17 protein-coding genes and 1 riboswitch are annotated in these 21,091 nt (G+C 42.8%); of the genes, 9 read left to right on the forward strand and 8 right to left on the reverse strand.

Annotated features, from left to right (window positions below; all coding sequences use genetic code 11):
- The first annotated feature begins 184 nt into the window (after positions 1-184).
- From G5B11_RS08685 to G5B11_RS08710, 6 genes are all read left to right on the forward strand, one after another.
- Complete coding sequence (locus G5B11_RS08685; protein WP_173727675.1) at positions 185-403, forward strand: helix-turn-helix domain-containing protein; 219 nt, start codon at positions 185-187, stop codon at positions 401-403.
- Between the two features lie 14 nt (positions 404-417).
- On the forward strand, positions 418-1,410 hold the full coding sequence (locus tag G5B11_RS08690; protein ID WP_173727677.1) for a DNA cytosine methyltransferase: 993 nt from the start codon (positions 418-420) through the stop codon (positions 1,408-1,410).
- Positions 1,358-2,233, forward strand: a complete 876-nt coding sequence (locus tag G5B11_RS08695; RefSeq protein WP_173727679.1) for an NgoMIV family type II restriction endonuclease — start codon at positions 1,358-1,360, stop codon at positions 2,231-2,233. Before G5B11_RS08690 ends, G5B11_RS08695 begins: the two co-directional genes overlap by 53 nt.
- 115 nt (positions 2,234-2,348) lie before the next feature.
- Positions 2,349-2,528: a hypothetical protein gene (locus G5B11_RS08700; protein WP_173727681.1), complete on the forward strand. Its 180-nt coding sequence runs from the start codon at positions 2,349-2,351 to the stop codon at positions 2,526-2,528.
- A 439-nt stretch (positions 2,529-2,967) separates the two neighbouring features.
- Positions 2,968-4,020 (forward strand): 16S rRNA (cytosine(1402)-N(4))-methyltransferase RsmH, encoded by a 1,053-nt coding sequence (rsmH, locus tag G5B11_RS08705; RefSeq protein ID WP_173727683.1) that lies wholly within the window; start codon positions 2,968-2,970, stop codon positions 4,018-4,020.
- A 255-nt stretch (positions 4,021-4,275) separates the two neighbouring features.
- Positions 4,276-5,064, forward strand: coding sequence for a hypothetical protein (locus G5B11_RS08710; protein WP_173727685.1), 789 nt, complete (start codon positions 4,276-4,278; stop codon positions 5,062-5,064).
- Between the two features lie 300 nt (positions 5,065-5,364).
- Here the strand turns inward: G5B11_RS08710 and G5B11_RS08715 are convergent, their stop codons facing one another.
- The 7 genes from G5B11_RS08715 to G5B11_RS08745 all read right to left on the reverse strand — a co-directional run bounded on the left by G5B11_RS08715 (position 5,365) and on the right by G5B11_RS08745 (position 11,759).
- Positions 5,365-6,954 carry an ABC transporter substrate-binding protein gene (locus G5B11_RS08715; protein ID WP_173727687.1) on the reverse strand — a complete coding sequence of 530 codons (1,590 nt, stop codon included), beginning with the start codon at positions 6,952-6,954 and terminating at the stop codon, positions 5,365-5,367.
- Positions 6,951-7,826: a carbohydrate ABC transporter permease gene (locus tag G5B11_RS08720; RefSeq protein WP_158421953.1), complete on the reverse strand. Its 876-nt coding sequence runs from the start codon at positions 7,824-7,826 to the stop codon at positions 6,951-6,953. The genes G5B11_RS08715 and G5B11_RS08720 overlap by 4 nt, the downstream gene beginning before the upstream one ends.
- Before the next feature lie 2 nt (positions 7,827-7,828).
- Complete coding sequence (locus G5B11_RS08725) at positions 7,829-8,719, reverse strand: carbohydrate ABC transporter permease (RefSeq protein WP_158421954.1); 891 nt, start codon at positions 8,717-8,719, stop codon at positions 7,829-7,831.
- Positions 8,720-8,731: 12 nt separating this feature from the next.
- Complete coding sequence (locus G5B11_RS08730) at positions 8,732-9,835, reverse strand: ABC transporter ATP-binding protein (protein ID WP_158421955.1); 1,104 nt, start codon at positions 9,833-9,835, stop codon at positions 8,732-8,734.
- Positions 9,836-9,995: 160 nt separating this feature from the next.
- A complete protein-coding gene (locus G5B11_RS08735) occupies positions 9,996-10,562 on the reverse strand; it encodes a flavodoxin family protein (protein WP_158421956.1) in 567 nt (188 codons plus the stop codon).
- A gap of 53 nt (positions 10,563-10,615) precedes the next feature.
- The gene (locus G5B11_RS08740) at positions 10,616-11,092 is read right to left on the reverse strand and encodes a COG2426 family protein (RefSeq protein ID WP_158421957.1); all 477 of its coding nucleotides are present in this window, start codon (positions 11,090-11,092) and stop codon (positions 10,616-10,618) included.
- A 130-nt stretch (positions 11,093-11,222) separates the two neighbouring features.
- Complete coding sequence (locus G5B11_RS08745) at positions 11,223-11,759, reverse strand: TetR/AcrR family transcriptional regulator (protein ID WP_173727689.1); 537 nt, start codon at positions 11,757-11,759, stop codon at positions 11,223-11,225.
- 301 nt (positions 11,760-12,060) lie between these two features.
- Here G5B11_RS08745 and G5B11_RS08750 point away from each other — a divergent pair, with 301 nt between their 5' ends.
- A complete protein-coding gene (locus tag G5B11_RS08750; protein ID WP_173727691.1) occupies positions 12,061-12,939 on the forward strand; it encodes a DegV family protein in 879 nt (292 codons plus the stop codon).
- A 117-nt stretch (positions 12,940-13,056) separates the two neighbouring features.
- Positions 13,057-13,246: riboswitch (cobalamin riboswitch) on the forward strand.
- Positions 13,247-13,565: 319 nt separating this feature from the next.
- Positions 13,566-17,711, forward strand: a complete 4,146-nt coding sequence (locus G5B11_RS08755; protein WP_173727693.1) for an Ig-like domain-containing protein — start codon at positions 13,566-13,568, stop codon at positions 17,709-17,711.
- An 87-nt stretch (positions 17,712-17,798) separates the two neighbouring features.
- Here the strand turns inward: G5B11_RS08755 and G5B11_RS08760 are convergent, their stop codons facing one another.
- Positions 17,799-18,383, reverse strand: a complete 585-nt coding sequence (locus G5B11_RS08760) for a manganese efflux pump MntP (RefSeq protein ID WP_173727696.1) — start codon at positions 18,381-18,383, stop codon at positions 17,799-17,801.
- A 355-nt stretch (positions 18,384-18,738) separates the two neighbouring features.
- On the opposite strand from G5B11_RS08760, the gene feoB reads away from it, so the two are divergent.
- Positions 18,739-21,084, forward strand: a complete 2,346-nt coding sequence (feoB, locus tag G5B11_RS08765; protein WP_173727698.1) for a ferrous iron transport protein B — start codon at positions 18,739-18,741, stop codon at positions 21,082-21,084.
- Positions 21,085-21,091: the final 7 nt, after the last annotated feature.

Genomic DNA, 21,091 nt, shown 5'->3' on the forward strand with positions numbered 1-21,091 from the left:
CTTGGTATGAGTCACACCCTCCCTCTCTTAGAACTGTCTATTTCCCGACAACCCCTTAGAATAAATAAAAAAGAATATATGTTTGTAAAAAACTCATTGTTTCGTGAGAAATTCTTGATAAGAACTAATAATAATGATATACTGAAATGAACTCATAGAAATAAATACTATTGGGAGATTGGAAATGTCAGTATGTTACGATAAACTTTGGAAAATGTTGATAGATAAACGAATGAATAAAACAGATTTAAAAGATAAGGCGGGAATTAGCTTTAATGTACTTGCTAAAATGGGTAAGGGAGAGTCTGTTTCTTTAGAAAGCCTTCATAAAATCTGTAAAGCATTAAAATGTGACATTGGAGATATTATAGAATTTTCTGATGAAAAAATTGATATTATGTAAGAATAGAGGAGGATATGTTTGTGCAAAAACCATTAACTTGTGTTGAAATATGTGCAGGAGCTGGTGGTCAGGCTTTAGGACTTGCTATGGCAGGTTTTGTTCATGTAGCACTTGTTGAGTATGAAGCTGATTATTGTAATACGTTAAAACAGAATCGTCCTGAATGGAATGTAATATGTGCAGACGTAAGAAATTTCGATGGAAAACCATATGAGGGAGTGGATCTATTGGCAGGAGGTGTTCCATGTCCGCCATTTTCAATTGCTGGAAAACAGTTGGGAAAAGATGATGAAAGAGATTTATTTCCTGAAGCACTTAGGTTAATTAAAGAAATAAAACCAAGGGCTGTTATGTTGGAAAATGTGAGAGGTTTTTTGGATAATGGCTTTTCAGAATATAGACAGTACATTTTAAAATCTATAGAAAAATTAGGTTATGATACACAGATTAAGTTATTGAATGCTTCAGACTTTGGAGTTCCACAACTTCGACCAAGAGTTGTTATTGTGGGAATAAGAAGGGAAGAAAATAGGAATTTTACGTATCCACAAGGAGATTCTCAAATAGCTCCAACAGTTGGAAATACCTTATATGATTTAATGGCAGAAAATAAATGGAAAGGCGCAAAAAAGTGGGCTCAAAATGCAAATAAAATTGCACCGACGCTGGTTGGTGGATCAAAGAAACATGGAGGACCGGATCTTGGACCGGTAAGAGCTAGAAATGCATGGGCTGAATTAGGTGTAGATGGTCGTGGTGTGGCTAATATGGCTCCAGAACCAGACTTTGAGGGAATGCCACGATTAACAAGCAGAATGTTGGCAAGAATCCAGGGATTCCCTGATACATGGACGTTTGGCAAAAAGAAAACAGCTGCGTGTCGTATGATTGGAAATGCGTTTCCTCCGCCAGTAGCAAAAGCTGTAGGAGAGAAGATAAAGGAGTGTTTAGAAGATGAATGCATTGATTGCGAAAGAGCGGTATCACTTTCACGAAAGATTGTTTGAGACTAATACATTAACATTGAATAAGGCTGGGGTGGCTTCGAATGCAGACACAAGCAGCCGGGGATCAAAAGCAATAGCAAAAAAAGTTGTAGACATTTTGGTTGAAGAACAGCAACATAAAATTAATATGGTGGAAAAAATCTCAGGGCAAACGATTGGAAAGCAATTTGAGATGCTCACAATGGAGTTTTTACAGGCTACATTTCCAAATTTACAAAATTTATATCCGGGAAAATGGTCAATATTGCAATTAGGCAATAATAACAAACTTAAGACAAGTGATTTTGAACAATATGAGCATTTAGCATATTTAAGTGCATTGACAGCAGAAAATGCACAATTGGCAGCTGCATTGGGAAATGATTATCTTGTAGCACCAGATGTGGTCGTATATCGTGAACTTTTTGAGGATGATGAAATAAATCAAAATCAATGTATTGTAGATAACGATGTGAGCAAAATGGCAGATATAAGAAAAGTCAATGGTGGAAAACCTTTGCTGCATGCTAGTGTATCGGCTAAATATACTATGAGAAGTGATAGAGCACAAAATAGTCGTACAGAGGCATTAAATCTGATTCGTAATAGAAAAGGACATCTGCCACATATAGTAGTTGTTACTGCTGAACCGATGCCAAATCGTTTAGCGTCTTTGGCTCTTGGAACGGGTGATATTGATTGTGTATATCATTTTGCTCTATATGAGCTGATCAGAGCTGTAAAAGAGGTTGGCTCGGAAGATGCAATCGAATTATTGGATACACTTGTAAGCGGGAAAAGACTGAAAGATATTTCGGACTTACCATTGGATTTGGCTGTTTAAACGTAAAATATATTATAGAACTTGGGAATGGGTCAGCCTGTTTGTAAAGTGGTACAACCACGATCATCATCACAGTGGTCTAAACTTTCTTACTCCATATCAGCGTCGCAGCGGATTGCCCGACAAGATACTGTCTAAACGTAAAGAAGTTTACGAAGCTGCTAAAGCAGAGCATCCGGAACGCTGGAATGGACGTGCAACCCGTGACTGGAGTCTTCCGGATACTGTATATCTGAACCCGGATAAGGTACATGAACACTCCGAAGAAACTGATGAACAGATGGCGGTTTCGTAAAAATTTATTCATTCAAAATGATGGTAATCAGACTGGATTCTGTGCCTGACGTGATTGCCAATAAATGTGGATAATTTATTGATACTCACGTCAGGTACAGAACAATATCTGATAACCTGGAAGAACAAAAAATATATATTTTTACTGACAACTGCCTTGACAATCAGCGATATATTGAAGAACAAAAATATAAAACGTCATAAAATCTGATAACATTTGATTGATAACAATTTGATAACACCGTTCAGTACAGCCTATGGATTTAGGACAGTTGAACACATATAAAACCAAATAGAACCATAATGCCAATACTAAAAAGTATAGTAATAAAATTTTATTTGCGACGATGTTTACAAGGAAGTTCTTGAGCAGGCAGAGAATTTTAAAAAGTATGCTGAATGAATAAGTTGTGATGCCGCATAGAAAGGAGCATGAAAAAATGACACAGGAATCACAGACACCGCATAAGAGGCGGGTTCGATATAAAGGAAAATACCCAAGGAAATTTGAGGAGAAATATAAGGAGCTGCAGCCGGAAAAATATCAGGATACGGTTCAGCGTGTGATCCAGAAAGGAAATACACCGGCAGGGATGCATATTTCTATTATGGTAAATGAGATTCTGGACTTTTTGCAGATTCAGCCCGGGCAGACTGGCTTTGATGCTACATTGGGATATGGAGGTCATACCAAGGCTATGCTTAAGTGTCTGAATGGACAAGGCCATATTTATGCTACAGATGTAGATCATGAAGAGGCTGCAAAAACAAAAAAGAGACTGGAAGAGCAGGGATTTGGAGAAGATCTGCTTACGATACGTTTGCAGAATTTCTGTACGATTGATCAGATTGCAAAGGAAGCAGGCGGTTTTGATTTTATTCTGGCTGACCTGGGTGTGTCTTCCATGCAGATCGATAATCCGAAAAGAGGTTTTTCTTTTAAAACAGATGGTCCGCTGGATCTGCGCCTGAACCAGGAAGCGGGGATCAGTGCAGCACAGCGACTGGATACAATTACAAAAGAAGAACTGGCTGGTATGCTTGAAGAAAATGCAGATGAACCATATTGTGAGGAAATCGCAAAGGCTATTACGGATGAGGTGAGAAAGGGAAATCATATAGATACTACTTTTAAGCTTCGACAGGTAATCGAGAAAACCTTGTCTTTTATTCCTGAGAAGGACAGAAAGGAAACAGTGAAGAAAACCTGTCAGAGGACGTTTCAGGCCTTAAGGATCGATGTTAATAATGAATTTGAAGTTTTATATGAGTTTATGGAAAAGCTTCCCGGTGCGTTAAAGCCAGGCGGAAGGGCTGCCATCCTTACATTCCATTCCGGAGAGGATAAGCTGGTGAAGAGGGCTTTGAAGGAGGGATACAAGGCTGGGATTTATGAGGATTATTCCAGGGATGTGGTGCGTCCATCTGCAAAAGAGTGTGCCGGGAATCCAAGAGCACATTCTACTAAAATGCGCTGGGCGGTGAAGCGGTAGTTTTGGCTTTGCCAAGAAAAAATCAGCCTGAGAAGATATCAGCCTGAGAAGATATAAGTCTGAGAAGATATAAGCCTAAGAAGAAATAAGTCAGGAAAGTAATTGGCCTTGTATGGAAGAAATGATTGTTGATTTTCCTGGATTATAGGGTATAATAGACACAGGGTCTTTTTGAAAAGACACAGTAACTGCCAGGAAGTAAGACAGTTACAAGACACCAACATATCCGTGTAAAACGGGCCAAAGGAGGATATTATGAAGAAACGTATTGCTGTACTGTTAGCACTTTCATTAACAGCTGCACTGCCGTGTACAGTTATGGCTGAGGACACAGCTGAGGAGGCAACAGAAGCACCGGAGACTGATGCAGAAGCACAGGATGAGGCTGCAGAGGAGAAATCTGAAGGCGTAATGACTTATCAGGAGTACATGGATGCTGACCTGGATTCAGAGGTTACTGTAGAGACTTATGTTCAGGCAAAGCAGAGCTGGTGGGAAGATAAGGCAACCGTTTATACACAGGACAAAGACGGTGCTTACTTTGTTTACAATATGGCCTGCTCTGAAGAAGATTATGATAAGCTGCTTCCTGGAACAAAGATCAAGGTTACAGGATATAAGGCTGAGTGGTCAGGAGAAGTGGAGATCACAGATGCGACCTTTGAGATCGAGGATGGAGAATATGTGGCAGAAGCTCTTGATGTTACAGATCTTCTTGGAAAAGATGAGCTGATCGACCATCAGAATGAGTATGTATCTTTTAAAGGCATGACAGTAGAGGCTTCTCAGCTTGATGGTGAGGATGTAGCTTTCCTTTACAACTATGATGGATCCGGAAGCCAGGGTGATGACCTGTATTTTAATGTTTCTTACAATGGAGAGACATATACATTTACTGTCGAGTCTTATCTTTGCGACAAGGATTCTGATGTATACAAGGCAGTTGAGGGTCTGAAGATCGGTGACAAGATCGATATGGAAGGCTTCCTGTACTGGTATGAGGGTGTGAATCCACACATCATCTCTGTTACACCTGCAGAATAATTGAGGCGGATGATCTCGCTGATCAGGTGATAGCAGAAGGATAAAAAGATATAGCCTCCGGCAGGATTGCAGAGGTGCGCAGGAGAAGTATGTCATGCAATTGCATGACGCGCACCTCGCAGCAAGAATGCCGAGGCATTCTTGAATTGTAAAAAGAATCTAACAAACAAGAATTAAGATAATAATAAGAATAGAAATCCCGTAGCTGTGGCAGTTATGTCAGGCTGCGGGATTTTTGTCATTCAGAAAAGGTGCAGGCAGGCTGCTAACGCTGCCTGGCATATGAAATCCCTGTAGGGATTACTTGCTTTTGCAAAAATGGCGGAGCAGCAGATATATAAGAATCAGGATCCAGGCGGCTGCCAGGGAACCAAGAAGCAGCATGGCGGTGCCAGGCAGTGGTCCCAGATCTTTTTTACCTCCGGAAGCGCTATCTGCCTGGTCCAGATGATACAGGGAAGAAACGTCACTGTACAGCTTCTTTATGAAATCATCATTGACTTCCTGCTTCCTGCGGACAGATTTGGTAACAGTTTCGATCAGCTGTCCTGCAGCATCTCTAAGAGAAGCAGAGCCGTTAAATACCGGGGTGATAAAGGTGTTAGCCATGTTGTTAAGAAGCAGCCTGGAGGCCTGGATCTTAATTTTATAGTGGGCGTTATTATCCTCACCAGCTCTGGACAGATAATCCTGGTACTGGTCACTGTTCTGGGCTTTGGATGTAACCGGAACATACCCTTCTGTTTCAGAATAGGCAGTCTGCACATCATTGGTTAGAAGATATTGGGTGAACAGCCAGGAAGCCAGTACCTCCTGGGGATCTTTTTTGTTAAAGATACATACCGAAGGCCCCTGGGAGATCATGGAAGGATGATCAGGGTCAAACTGTGGAATGGTCATCACTTCTGTGTCAAAGTCTACCAGTGCACTGTCGCTGATATCACACAATGGAGCATTGGTACCCATCCAGGTAGAGCCTGCAGTGGAATCCACAGCAAAAATACACTGGCCTGCATTCAGGAAATTGGCTGGGTAGCTGGAAATCTTAAATGTGGAGAAAGCACCTGTTTTGGCATGGGCTGCTATAGTATTTAACAGTTCTTTGGTTGTGTCGTTAAACAGATCGATCTCACCATCAGAAGTGGAATATCCTGCCCCTTTTTGCTTCAGCATCTGGATCATCATATTATCCGTAGACTTGTATATGAAAGGAATCATCACATCCTGTCCGTTGATCAGAAACTTTCCGTCTGAATCCTTTTTCATAGCTGCTTCGGACACTTCCCATACAAAATCCCAGGTCAGAGTTTCGGGAAGAGTATAGCCAAGGGCTTCCACATAGGTCTTATTTACATAGCAGGCTTCTGTGGAGCGCATAAAAGGCAGTGCATAATAATGGCCGTCAAAAGAGCATTCATCCAGGAATTTTGGGATGATCTCATCACTGGATGGAGAATCAAAGGCCAGTTTGCTGCCGCCCAGGCCGTAATTTTGATCTGCGATCAGGTCATCCAGAGGGACTACTGTACCTTGTCCGGTGAGATAAGTGGCAATATGGTCAGGGTAAGTGATACATACATCCGGGGTAGTGTCTGTGGCAATATTGGTGATCACATCATTGTAGATTTTGCCGTAATCTGTATACAGACGGATGTTTACAGTAATATTGGGATACAGATCCTGAAAATCAGAGATGGCTTTTTTATAAATATCGGTCTGGGTTTTGTTGGTATCATTTTTGGCCCAGAACGTGATCTCATAATCCTTGGAGGTATCAAAGGCTTCCGGTACAGAGAAGGAAGTTTGTTCTTTGGAGCCGTGGCAACCTGCAAAAAGAGACAGACAGGCTGTCAGTGTAAGAAGAAGCAGGGGCTTTGTATGTAATTTCATCCTTTGATTCCTCCTTTCGATACACCGGACATGATCTTTTTGCGGAATACAAGGAATAAAAGGATCAAGGGCAGGGAAATGACCACAACCGCTGCCATCATGGCAGGGATATTTTCCCGGCCAAAGCCGTTTTCGCGGATTTCCTGGATCCCGTTGGAAACAAGATAGTAATCCGGATTATCTGTGATCAGTCTGGGCCATACATAGGAATTCCAACACTCGATCACTTTCAGTACCCCAATGGTAACCATAGTAGGCTTGCAGATGGGGATCATGACTTTGCAAAGATATTTCAGATCTGATGTACCATCCACCTTGGCTGCTCTGTACAGCTCGTCCGGAACCTGCTGGAAATTTTCTTTCAGCAGATAAATATAGAATACCGATGTGATAGAGGGCAAGATCAGTCCGGCAAAGGTATTACGCATATCCAGGTTTGTGATCGTAACAAAGTTGGTGATGATCACAAGTTCATTGGGAATCATCATCAGGGAAAGAAACAGGGTGAACATCAGGTTTTTGCCTGGAAAGGACAGTCTGGCAAAAGCAAAGGCCGCCAATGTGATCACGATCATCATGATTCCTGTGGTTACAATTGTGAAAAACAGGGTGTTTCCCAGATACCGTGCCAGTGGAACTGAGGTAAATGCATCTTTATAGTTCTGAAGGGTAGGCGACAGAGTAAAGAAAGCGGGAATATGCTCACTGTTATAGGAATTATAATTTTTTACTGAAGTTAGAAGCATCCAGTAAAATGGAAAAAGTACGATCAGTCCCCAGATGCTAAGCAGTGTATACAGGCATATCTGGCTGAATCTACGTCTGCGCCTGGCAGAAGCTTTGATTTTTATGTAGTCAATCTGATTTTTCATGGTTATATCCTCTTTTTGCTGGAACTTACAAGCAGGTTGATGCAGGTGATGGTGAGCACGATCACAAAAAGGATGATGGCTGCGGCTGAAGCATAGGATGGATAACCGCCTCCATTGCCGTATAGCATGTCATAAACATATCCTACAATGGTATTCATACCTGCTGCGTTCAGATCCGTACCAAACAGGGCAACTGCATCGCTATAGGCCTTAAAAGCACCGATAAATCCGGTGATCACCAGATAAAACACCGTAGGTGAGATCATGGGAAGGGTGATCCTTATAAAAGTACGGAATCTGGAAGTGCCGTCTACCCGGGCTGCATTATAGTAGTTTTTGTCTACAGAAGCCAGGGCGCCTGTCAGGATCAGGACCTTAAAAGGCATAACAACCCAGATGGTGTAAAAGCATAGCACAAACATTTTTGCCCAATAAGGGCCGTCAATGAAATCCACAGGCCCTTTGCCAAACCAGGCCAGCATCAGGTTGATCAGGCCGTCTGTGTAGGCTGTTTTTTTGAAAAGGATCATAAATACAAGTCCCACTGCCAGAGTGTTGGTCACATAAGGCAGGAAATAAACGGTTTGGAACAGGTTTTTCAGTGCCTTGATACTGCTTACTGCCATGGAGATCAGCAGTGACAAAAGTGTGGACAAAGGTACGGTGATGATCACAAGGATAAAGGTGTTTTTCACTGCCTGCAAAAAATAGGTGTCGTGAAGCACGTAGGAATAATTATATAAGCCTGTGCCATAATAGGTCTGGGAGGCAGAGTTATAACCCTCTTCAAAGGAGTAAATAAATACATCGATGAGAGGATATACCATAAAAACGCCAAGGAATAATATGGCAGGCAGAAGGTACAGCCAGCCTTTATAATTTCTTTTTTTCATAGCTGCCTCCTGTCATGCCAGATCTGCAGGGATCCGCGCGTCGGTCGCCCGGTCAAACAGAAAGACCTTGCCTGGTTTTAATGCAAAATGAACCACAGAAGAAGAAAGATCCACCTTGTTTTCTGCACTGATAATGGATCGGATGGCCTGATTTTCGCAGGCCGGATGTGTGGATACCACACTGATATCCCTGCCCATCACTTCTATTCCCGAAAGCTGGCAGGAGAGAGGTCCATCCTCCCTGAGGATAAATCCTTCCGGCCGGATCCCTATATATAGCTCCTGATCCGGCAGATTCTTTGCAGAAAGGATTTTCTGATCATTCAGATAAATGCCTCCGTCTTTGCTGAAGCCTTTAAATACATTGATCTGAGGAGTTCCGAGAAATCTGGCAACAAAAAGATTGCAGGGGTCATCGTATACCTGCTGAGGCTTGCCGGTCTGCTGCACAAGGCCATCTTTCATTACTACGATACAGTCAGAAATACTCATGGCTTCTTCCTGATCATGGGTAACGAAAACAGTGGTGATCTTTGTAGCTTTCTGGATCTTGCGGATCTCTTCTCTTGTCTGGAGACGGAGACGGGCATCAAGGTTGGAAAGGGGCTCATCTAGAAGAAGGACATGAGGCATTTTTACAAGTGCCCGGGCAATGGCAACCCTTTGCTGCTGTCCACCGGACAGCTCTCCTGGCTTACGGTCCATCAATTCCTGGATCTGTACCAGACGTGCAGCTTCCTGGGCACGATTTAACATTTCCTGCTTGGACAGCTTGTTTTTTCCTTTCAGATTCTGAAGGGGAAAGAGAATATTCTGCAGTACGGTAAGATGTGGGTAAAGGGCATAGTTCTGAAAGACCATGCCTACACCACGGTTTTCAGGAGGTAGGCTGGTCACATCCTGATCTCCGAAAAAAATCTGTCCTTCTGTAGGTGTTTCCAGTCCGCAGATCATATTCAGGGTAGTGCTTTTGCCGCAGCCGGAAGGTCCTAAAAGTCCGATCAGCTGTCCGTCCGGAATCTCAAAGCTGAAATGATCCACAGCAGTAACCGGAGTATGGACGCGGCGTGATCTGGAAGGAAAGGTTTTGGTAATGTTTTTTAAGATAATTTTCATATGGGAACTCTCCTGTAGAAAAATGTGGGTAACTGTCTGGAAAATATTGTAAATGTACGGAACAGTTATAAATATGAAAAGAAAGGGAAGGTTGTGTGCATACAACATTCCCTTTTTTCAAATACCTGGTATATGGATCTTTGCTGATATGCAGATCACATTATCGGATAAAGTTGGTCATTATCTTCTTTTCTGTTTCCGGGTGGTGGATCCCTGCTTTTTTGCCTGCCTCAATACAATTTAAAAGCCAGGTCATATTCTGACCCAGATTACGCATGATCTGAAGACCTTCTGCATCTTTACGTACTTCATCCGGGGTATTGCCGTGAACCATAGGCCAATAATTGGAAGAAACCACTGGCATTTGGTGATAGGAGAAATATTTCAGCAGTACGTCCAGGGTAGCGGTGGTGCCGGCTCTTCTGGCAGATGCAACAGCTGCAGCAGGCTTGAACAGCAGATCTTTGCCTGCAAGGGAGCAAAGCTTATCCATAAACTGGATGATCTGGCCGCTTGGGGAAGCCCAGTATACCGGGGAGCCAACTACAAGCCCATCGGATTCTTTTAATTTCTGAGCAGCAGCTTTTACGTTTTCCTGGGAAGGATCTCCAGCCTGGAAAATCTCTGTTTCAATGCCATTTGCATTTAAAACGCCGGCTACTTCACAAAGTGCGGTGTAAGTACAGCCTTCTTTTCTTGGACTGCCATTTAAAAGTAAAACTTTCATTTGTGATACATCCTTTCTTATATATAGTAGCAAAATATTTATAGTCTCTGTTCTTAACTGAAAATAGCACCTGCAGCACCAAACAGACCGGCACTGGCAGCACCCATGATCACACTTGCAATCAATACACCCAGCATAACTGCCAGAACACTGGATTTAAAATCCATGTCAAGAAGACTGGCTGCAAGGGTACCGGTCCATGCACCTGTACCAGGAAGTGGGATGCCTACGAAAAGCATAAGCGCAATAAAAAGTCCTCTTCCAGCTTTTTCCTGAAGCTTTTTCCCGCCTTTTTCACCTTTTTCAAGGCAAAAAGTGAAAAACTTACCGATCACTGGTTTATCCTTTCCCCAGATCAGGATCTTACGGGCAAACAGATAAATAAATGGCACAGGAAGCATGTTCCCGATAATTGCAATGATGTAGGATGGCACAAGAGGAAGACCAAATCCAACAGCATAAGGAATGGCACCTCGAAGCTCGATCAGGGGAAGCATGGAAATCAGAAACACAATAAGATAATTTTTCATGGAAATCTCCTTTTCATAATATTTTCTGCCAAAGATCTGTGTGGCAGCAGTTTTTTCCTTTATGATTATCTGACCGCTATTATACGCCAGGGACAGTGAATTTTCAAGTGAAAAGGGGGCAGGATCAGCCTTATGTGTCTGCGAATACAAGGCGAAGTGCCTTTGCCATTTCTTCAGGAGATTCTCTGGCACCACCCAAAGACCAGTGGATGTAGGAATTATAAAGTGCACCGCTGAAAGCATGAAGTCTGTAAATATGGTCCAGGCTGTCATCCTCTTTCTTCCAGCGATACATCACATATTGATCAATGGCATTCAGGAAAAGGTGACCATATCCGCATTTGAAAAGATTGTCCAGAAATTCATGGTGTTTTTTAACGTAGGTAAAATAATGGGTCAGATTGGATACATCATAGTAATTTCCCTTAATGGGAAGGGCCTGGATATCTTTATCATAGAAGATCAGGGCATCCTCCAGGTAGGCTTCAAAAATATCTTCCTTGGAAGAGTAATTCCGGTAATAGGTCATTCTGGAAACACCAGCTTTCTTGGTAAGTTCGGAAACCGTGATGGAAGAAAAACTCTTTTCTTTCAGAAGCTGACTAAGGGCAGCTGCAATACACTTCCGCGCTAATAAGTTGGATGGGTTCTTTTTATGGATGTTCATGAACAAATCTCCTTACATTGTCACAGTTTGAAAAAAAGAATTGAATCTTTATTTGGAAAGTGTTACAATTCGTCACATGTGATTATTGTAATCAAAAGCCAGCACCGAAGGTGTTTTGAAATGCATTTTCCTGATAGGTAATTGCAAGGTACTGAACAGTTAGGATTATTTTGATTATATCGAAAGCAGGAAAATTTGCAAGATGTTAGATGAGAAGTTAAACCTATGATAACTTACTCCTTAGAGAAGAGTAATCTTCCTGGTGGAGAGAGCAGAAGGGTTTTGGAAGGGAGCTTAAGGTATGAAAACTGCCGTAATGACAGACAGTAACAGCGGTATCACTAAAGAAGAAGCAGACAGGCTGGGGATATTTTTACTTCCTATGCCGGTGATCATTGACGAACAAACATATTATGAAGGAATCAATCTGGAGCAACGCTTTTTTTATGAAAGTCTTATAGAAGGTCATGATGTATCTACATCCCAGCCTTCCCCTGGTGATGTGATGGATATGTGGAAGCAGATCCTGTCTAAGGGCTATGATGAGATCATCCATATTCCCATGTCCAGTGGTTTAAGCAGTTCCTGTGCTACTGCCATTGGACTTGCAGAGGATTTCCAGGGAAAGGTACAGGTAGCAGATAACCATCGTATTTCTGTTACTATGCGTATTGCTGTAATGGAAGCACTGCATATGGCAAACGAGGGCAGATCTGCCAGAGAGATCCGTGAGGATCTGGAAAAAAGAGCCTATGATTCCAGCATTTTTCTTGCAGTTGATGATCTGAAATATCTGAAAAAGGGAGGCAGGATCACGCCTGCAGCAGCCGCTCTTGGTACTGTGTTTCATATCAAGCCGGTACTTACGATCCAGGGAGAGAAGCTGGATGCCTTTGCCAAAACACGAGGCATGAAGAAGGCAAAAGCCATCATGCTGAAGGCACTGAAAGAGGATCTGGAAAAACGTTTTCCAGGGATCGATCCTAAATATGTAAGGATCGGGGCAGCAGGGTCAGGTCTGAGTCTGGAAGAGTCCAGAGAATGGCAGGCTATGCTCCAGGAGATGTTCCCTGAGGTACAGGTTTATTACGATCATTTGTCCTTCAGTGTAGGTAGCCACACCGGCCCGGGAGTATACGGTATGGGATTCAGCATTGTACAGGATCCATCCATTAGTTAAAATGTGCACAGTACGGAACAATCCGTGTAATTACTTACATTTTTAAATGACCGTAAATTTATATATAAAATTTGGTTTTATGACTTGATTTTTGGTTAGAAGTTGCTATCATATGAGATGAATATATATGTTTTCAGTGCCTACGCAGATTAACTGTGAAGGGTAAAAGAGAATCAGGTGGAAATCCTGAGCGATCCGGTCACTGTAAGCAGGGAGCAATGCCAGTAAATCCATTGGACGACAGTCTGAGAAGGGGGCAAAGCGATGAACTGCAAGCCAGGAAACCTGCTGGAAATATCCGATGAAAAGCTTCCGATGAAAGCACTTTCACCCAAATAATCAGATCAAAAGGTGGCAGGGGGATTTTTATGCGCCCTGGTACAAGTATTTTTGTATTGCAATAAATCCCCTATTGCAGCTTAAATACCACAGAGAAAGATTAAGGATTGAAGGAAGTCTGTTTTCAAATGAAAGCAGGCTTTTTTGTGTGTAAGAGGAGATTACTTTGTAATGTTCCTATTTCACTAAAATTCCACGCAAAGCACAGAAACGTGTATATCCGATGTAAGCGGACTCCTGCCTCTACAAGCAGCGAGTACCTAATTTTATCAAAGGAGGAAGTAGCAATGAGGAAAAAGTCAAATGCTCTTTTAGCACTTTTGCTAACAGGAGCAATGACCGTAACATCTGTATCTCCTGCATTTGCGGCAGAGGATTTTTCAGCAGATGCAGAGGTACAGGCTGTTCAGGATGTGACCGAGGAGGAATTTGACGCTGATGTTTCAGATGTGCAGGGTCAAGATGACCTGGGCGAAGTGGAGGATGTGGAAGATGTATTTACCAGTGGTGAAGAACCTTCTGATCCGGATACCGGGGATGCGTCTTTCGGGTTGACAGATGGTAATACAGAGGAATATGTACAGGATGACCTTCTGCTGGCTGCCAGTTCTGAAGAAAAATATCAGGACGGAACCTATACTCCAGAATCCTTTACTTTCCAAGGCGGTTCAGGAAAAGTTACGATTACCTGCCCGAAGGTGACCATTACAAGAGGAAAAGTAACTGCAACAGTGGTTTTTTCCAGCAGCAGCTATAATAAACTGGTTGTAGATGGAGATGAGTATCTGCCGGTTTCAGGTACAGAATATACAGGATCTGTTTTTCAGGTTCCTGCAGTTCTCAACCAGGATATGGAGATCACAGGAACTACTGTGGCAATGACAGCTGCTCATGATATTACTTATACCATTCATATTAAGCTGAATGTGCCTATGGTAACGCCAGCTCCGGACAGACTGGAGGATGGTACCTATCAGGCAGCTGTAAAGGCAGATAGCGGATTTCCGGCAGAAGCCTGCACCCTGCTTGTAAAGGATGGAGAGATTGATGCAGTTGTCACACTGAAAAACGGGGATTATGACAGACTGTATGTGGGGGATGCACTGGATGCAGTCAATGAAAAGGATGATAAGCTGATCGCTTACAGACCATCGGAGGATGGTACAAAGCATATTTTCTGGCCGTTGGCTGTAGATAAGCTGGATACCTTATTCCAGGTGGCAGCCCGAAAAACAGATAAAACCTGGACAGACCATTATGTGAAGATCCTTTCTTCTTCAGTAACCAAGGTAAGCGATGAAGTTCAGGCACCGGACCAGGCTGCTGAGGCTGCAAAATTCCTTTACAGGAATTATGTGGATGATGTGATTTCAACAACAGGCGGAGTTACAAAAGATGGAAGCACCTATCATGTTGCATATTACAATAGCTACAAGGGTGCTGTTTCTGGCATCAGCCTAAAAAGACCAAGTGCAAAAGAGTATAAGAGCGGATGGTTCTTCTCAGACTGGAGCATTTTTAAATCTACTGTTAAACAGCAGCCAGCAAAATCCCAGACGTATTCTCTGGATACATCAAAGAGAACCCAGGAGCAGCAGGTAACTGCCACGCTGAAGCTGTATGACCCTTCTGTGGAGGATGCAGCCATCAATGATGACAGTGCACAGCCTCTGGCTGAGTACACCTACAAGCTTGTGTTTGCAGCAAAACCGGATACCTGTCAGGTGACTTTCCGCGCAGTAAACAGTAAGACTGGTGAGGTGATTCCGGAAGCTCAGATCACAGTCACAAACAATACCACCAAGGAAGAAGTGACAGGTACAGAAGGCATCTATCAGCTGAAATCCGGACAGAAATATACTGTTCAGGCACAAAGCGAAGGCTATATTGCAGAAGGCACAAAGGGGGATGCTGTTGCAAAGCAGACTTCCTTTACTGCTGCCTTTGATGAAACTGTTGATCTTTCCCTGACTGCAGAGGCGGACAGCAAGCATAAGGTTACCTTTAAGATCGTAGATGCAGAAGGTAAGGAAGTTCCGGAGGCAGTGCTTACAATAACAAATGAAGCTCCTGCAGAGGATGGAAGCTATACCTTATGGGATAATTGCACTTATTTTTATAGAGTAACTGCAGAAGGCTATCAGGTAGTAAGATCAAAATTCATCAAACCTTTGGAGGATCAGGAGGTTGTTGTAACTCTTACAGCACTGAAAAACTACCAGGCTTCTATTAAGATCCGGGCAAAATCCGGACATCTTGCAGTTGTGAATCCAAAGGTTCTGTCTGTTACCTATAAGAAAAACGGAGCGACATTTACTGTGGAGCCATCAGAGGACGGTACCTACCCGATGGTGGAAACTGTGGCATATACTTATACATTTGCTGCTGACAACTATCAGAGTGCAACTGCAAACTGGACGGCAACTGGAACAGAAGGCCCAGTGGAACTGGAAGGTGTGTTAAGTAAGGAAACTGCAAAAGCCCTTCTTGAGGATGCCATTGCAGCTGCAAAGGAGCTTTCTGATGAAATGACAGAAGGGGATGGTGCCGGACAGTGGGCAGCAGGAAGCAAAGAAACACTGAATGCAGCCATTCAAGCGGCAGAAGAAATATATGCAAAGGAAAATGCAGCAGACGATGATTATAAAACTGCAAAGGATGCTCTTCAGTCTGTTGTATCAGGTCTTAGCCAGAATGAAAATGCGGAGAGCATAAATATTACAGTTTTTGTAAATAAGAATCCAGGGGAAGCACCTGTAAAAATGGCTATGAACGTAACAGCTGATGATGCTGCTAAGGTGACGCCTACCGACTCCAAAAAAAAAGACAATTACAACAAGTCAAGTGACATGGAAAAGCGTGCAACCGTGATTGACGCACTGGTAGATCTGCATAAGGAACTGTTCGGAGAGGAATATATTGCAAATCCAACCCAATATCTGATGTGCGGAAGCAGAGGCGCCGGTACAGGCTTCCTTCTTGGCCAGAAGAGCTTCATAAACTTTGTTGGATTCCGTGTAAATGGAAAATATGTGGCAAGTGATCCAAGAATGTGCAGGCTGAAAGAAGGAGATGTGCTTTCCGTTTTTTCAGCAACAACGGTGGCAAATCCGGCATACTTGCAGTTTGAACAGCAGGAGACCACGGTAAACCAGAATGAGGAATTTACTCTTACTCTTACCGGCGATTCCTATTACATGGATGAAGATATCAACAGAACAGTAGGTAAGAATGAATTTACACCTGCAGAAGGGTATGATATCACACTTGCAAATGCTGAAACAGGCGAAGAAGTAACAGGTGAAGCAAAAACAGATGCACAGGGTAAGGTAAGCTTTAAGATCGGTACACCTGGTACCTATGTGGTAAAAACAGTTACAAATGAAAATGTGGAAAGCATTGTACTGCCTTATGCACAGATCCAGGTTAAGGAAAAAGCACCGGTAATTCTGGAAAATGGTACCTACCTTGTAAAGGTGATCAATAACAACAAAATGTTTAATGTGATCAATAATAGCTGTGTCCTTAAAGTGGAAAACAGAAAGATGACAGCAGAGATTTCTCTTCACGGAAAAGGCTATGATTACATGTATGCAGGAATAAAAGAGGAGGCAGCGGCAGCTGGTGAGGCTGCATGGTCCCACTATTATGAAAAAGAAATTGCAGTGAATAACGGAGATAAGGTTGAAATGGGACCATGGTATACCTATTCTCTGGCTGTTTCAGCACTGGATCAGGAAATTGCTTTTTCTGTTCGTAATATCAGGGATGGTGTCTGGTTTGACCGTAGACTTACTTTCCTTACAGAAGGTATCCAGAAAATCAATACCCCACAGCCTACCCCAACTGTAACACCGACTCCAACGGTAGAGCCTACTGCTGCGCCACAGCCTACTGCAGTACCGCAGCCAACAGAGGCACCAAAGTCTGTAACTGTAGCGGCCAAGAAACTGACGGTCAATACATCCACCATGTATCTGAAAGTCAAGAAATCAGATACCATTGGCGTGATCGTTGCACCATCCAATACAACGGATAAGGTAACATATAAGTCCTCCAAAAAATCTGTTGCAACTGTTGATAAAAACGGAAAAGTAACCGCTAAAAAAGCAGGAAAAGCTGTGATCACAGTAAAAGCAGGAAAGCTTACCAAGAAGGTTACGGTTGTTGTTGGAAAATATGCAAAGAAAGTTACAAAGCTGAAATTTGCAAAGAAATCAATGACTTTGAAAAAGGGCAGTATGCAGTTCCTGAAGGTAACTGTGAAACCAAAGAAAGCCACTACAAATCTGAAATGGAAGTCTTCTAATACCAAGGTTGTTACTGTTGATAAGAATGGAAAAGTCACTGCTAAAAAAGCAGGAACTGCCTGGATCACAGTCCGTGGCGATGGGAAGAAAGCATCTATTAAGATTAAAGTAAAATCAAAATAAAATCAAAATAAAAGATCAAAGAAATCATTTGAAATAGTAAAACCCCTGGAGCCTGATATATCCTATCAGCTCCAGGGATTTTTCGTTCTAAAACATATTGCTGAGGAAGATCTCCACACCTATGGCGATCAGGATGATGCCGCCAAGTATCTCTGCTTTTCCGGCGAGCTTTGTACCGAATTTCTTACCAAGCTTCAGACCGCCCATACAGATCATGAATGTGACGGCAGCAATAATCAGGGAACAGACCAGTGCCATGACCCAGCCATAATCGGAAATGGTAAAGCCAACAGAAAGTGCATCAATGGAAGTAGCTACACCTTGAACCAGCAAAGCCTTAAGGCCAACGACCGTATGGGGATGCTCAGAATCATCTGGCCGTATACCACTGATCAGAAGCTGCCCTCCAATGATCACAAGAAGGATCAAAGCAATCCAGGGAATAAATTTACGGAAAGACTGGAAGTAATTGGCAATTGTGTGTACGCAGATCCATCCGGTCATAGGCATCAGGGCCTGAAAGCCTGCGAATACACCGGCTATGGTAAGCATTTTACCAGGCTTCATGTCCGGCTCTGCCAGACCATTGGCAAGGGAAACAGAAAAGGCATCCATGGCCAGTCCGACTCCCAGCAGTACGCTGTTAAAAACAAATAGTAAATTCCATTCCATATCAGTATCTCCTTTGTTTAATGATAGATTTACCCATAAAAAATCCCATATACAGTGCAAAAGTTGTATATGGGTAAAATAACACTCCCTCACAGGAATTAATTGTATCCATACAATAGCAAAAAAGAAGAGCGCTGTCAATTATTTTTATCAATAAGGAATATAAAAGCGGGGTGTTAATCCCGCAATATGCGAATAAAGGGAAGGATTGTGGGAGTGCAAAGCACGGAACAATCCGTGTAATCATGATTTTGGCAAAAGAAGAAATGGATGTAGTTGACAAATGGTTTGATGGGACTTACACTAAAAATTACAAATGATAAAAATTATCAACTATGAAAAGAGGAAATGCAATATGACATTAAAGGACTTACCTATTGGAAAAACAGCTACTGTACAGTCCGTAGGAGGAGACGGGGTTTTACGACAGCATTTTCTGGATATGGGACTGATACCACAGGCTGACGTTACCATGGTGAAATATGCTCCCATGGGAGACCCTGTAGAACTAAGGATACATAGCTATGAATTAACCTTGCGCCTGGCAGATGCACAGAAGATCATTGTGGAAAATGTACGGGATGCAAAAGCTGCACCGCCTAATAAAAGAAAGAAAGCGATTCCTCACCCCGGACTTGGGGAAGGTGGAAAGTTTCACAGCAAAAAAGAAGAAACACCGCTTCCTGAAGGGGAGAAGCTGACCTTCGCCCTTGTGGGAAACCAGAACTGCGGAAAAACAACTTTATTTAATCAGCTGACAGGTTCTAATCAGCATGTGGGCAATTTCCCAGGGGTGACAGTTGACCGTAAGGATGGCGTGATCCGGGGAAATGAGAATACGCTTGTGACGGATCTTCCGGGAATTTATTCTATGTCACCTTATTCCAGTGAGGAGATCGTAACAAGAAATTTTGTGTTGGATGAGCATCCAAAAGGAATCATCAATATTGTTGATGCAACCAACATAGAGCGAAATCTTTATCTTACCATGCAGCTGATGGAGTTAAATATTCCTATGGTGCTTGCACTGAATATGATGGATGAAGTAAGGGAAAATGGGGGTTCCATACTTGTGAACCAGATGGAGGAAATGCTGGGAATTCCGGTAGTGCCCATCTCAGCGGCCAAGAATGAAGGAATCAATGAATTGATCAGCCATGCTATCCATGTGGCAAAGTATCAGGAACGGCCAAGACGGATGGATTTTTGTGATGCAAATGAAGATGGCGGTGCTGTACACAGATGCCTGCATTCAGTCATGCATCTGATCGAAGATCATGCGGAACGGACACAAATTCCCCTTCGTTTTGCAGCAAGCAAGCTGGCTGAGGGAGACCCGATCATACTGGAAAGACTGCAGCTTGATGAAAATGAAAAAGATGCTCTTGAGCATATTGTTTCACAGATGGAAAGTGAAAGAGGGCTGGACAGGGCAGCAGCGATCGCACATATGCGCTTTGACTTTATAGAAAATGTATGTGATGAGACGGTTGTAAGACCCAGGGAGAGTAAAGAGCACTTAAGAAGTGAAAAAATAGACAGGATACTTACCGGAAAATATACTGCACTTCCCTGCTTTGCCGGTATCATGGGGCTGGTGTTCTGGCTCACCTTTGGTGTGATCGGCAAAGGACTGTCCGATCTTCTGGATATGGGTATTACCAGTTTAACAACTATGGTAGATCATGGACTTGAGGCATGGAATGTTAATAAGGTGCTTCATTCTTTGATCATTGACGGCATATTTAATGGTGTTGGAAGTGTTTTAAGCTTTCTTCCGATCATTGTCACTTTGTTTTTGTTTTTATCATTGCTTGAAGATAGCGGATATATGGCAAGGGTTGCTTTTGTTATGGATAAGCTTCTTCGTAAGATCGGGCTTTCCGGGCGAAGCATTGTGCCTATGCTGATCGGATTTGGATGTACGGTTCCAGGTGTAATGGCCAGCAGAACACTTCCCTCAGAACGAGACAGGAAGATGACCATATTGCTTACGCCTTTTATGAGTTGTTCTGCAAAGCTTCCGATTTATGCTTTTTTTGCAGCTGCTTTTTTCAAACAGTACGCCGCACTTGTAATGATCCTTTTGTATTTTGGGGGTATTTTTATAGGAATCATTATGGCGCTGCTTTTTGGGAAAACCATGTTCAAAGGAGAAGCGGTTCCTTTTGTAATGGAACTTCCTAACTACCGGATGCCAGGAGCTAAGAATGTAGGCCATCTTCTTTGGGACAAAGCCAAGGATTTTCTTCAGAGAGCTTTCACAGTTATTTTTGTTGCAACCATTGTGATCTGGTTTTTACAGACCTTTGATCTGCACCTGAACCTGGTAACAGACTCCAGGAACAGTATTCTGGCTGTGGTTTCTGGCTATATTGCACCATTGTTTGCACCTCTCGGATTTGGGGACTGGAGGATTTCAACCGCATTGATCACAGGCTTTATGGCAAAGGAAAGTGTGGTTTCTACGCTGTCTGTGCTGCTTGGTAAAACAGCATCCCTGGCCGAGATACTGAATCCGCTGGGAGCAGCCAGTCTGCTTGTTTTCTGCCTTTTGTATACGCCATGTGTGGCTGCCATAGCCTCTATTAAAAGGGAATTGGGAGCACGATGGGCATCAGGAGTTGTGGTTGGACAGTGTGTGATCGCATGGATTGTGGCTTTTGTTGTAAGAATGATTGGAATTGCCATTGGATTTTAAAAAAATG

This window comes from Blautia glucerasea (genome assembly GCF_013304385.1).
Lineage (GTDB): Bacteria > Bacillota > Clostridia > Lachnospirales > Lachnospiraceae > Blautia_A > Blautia_A ammoniilytica.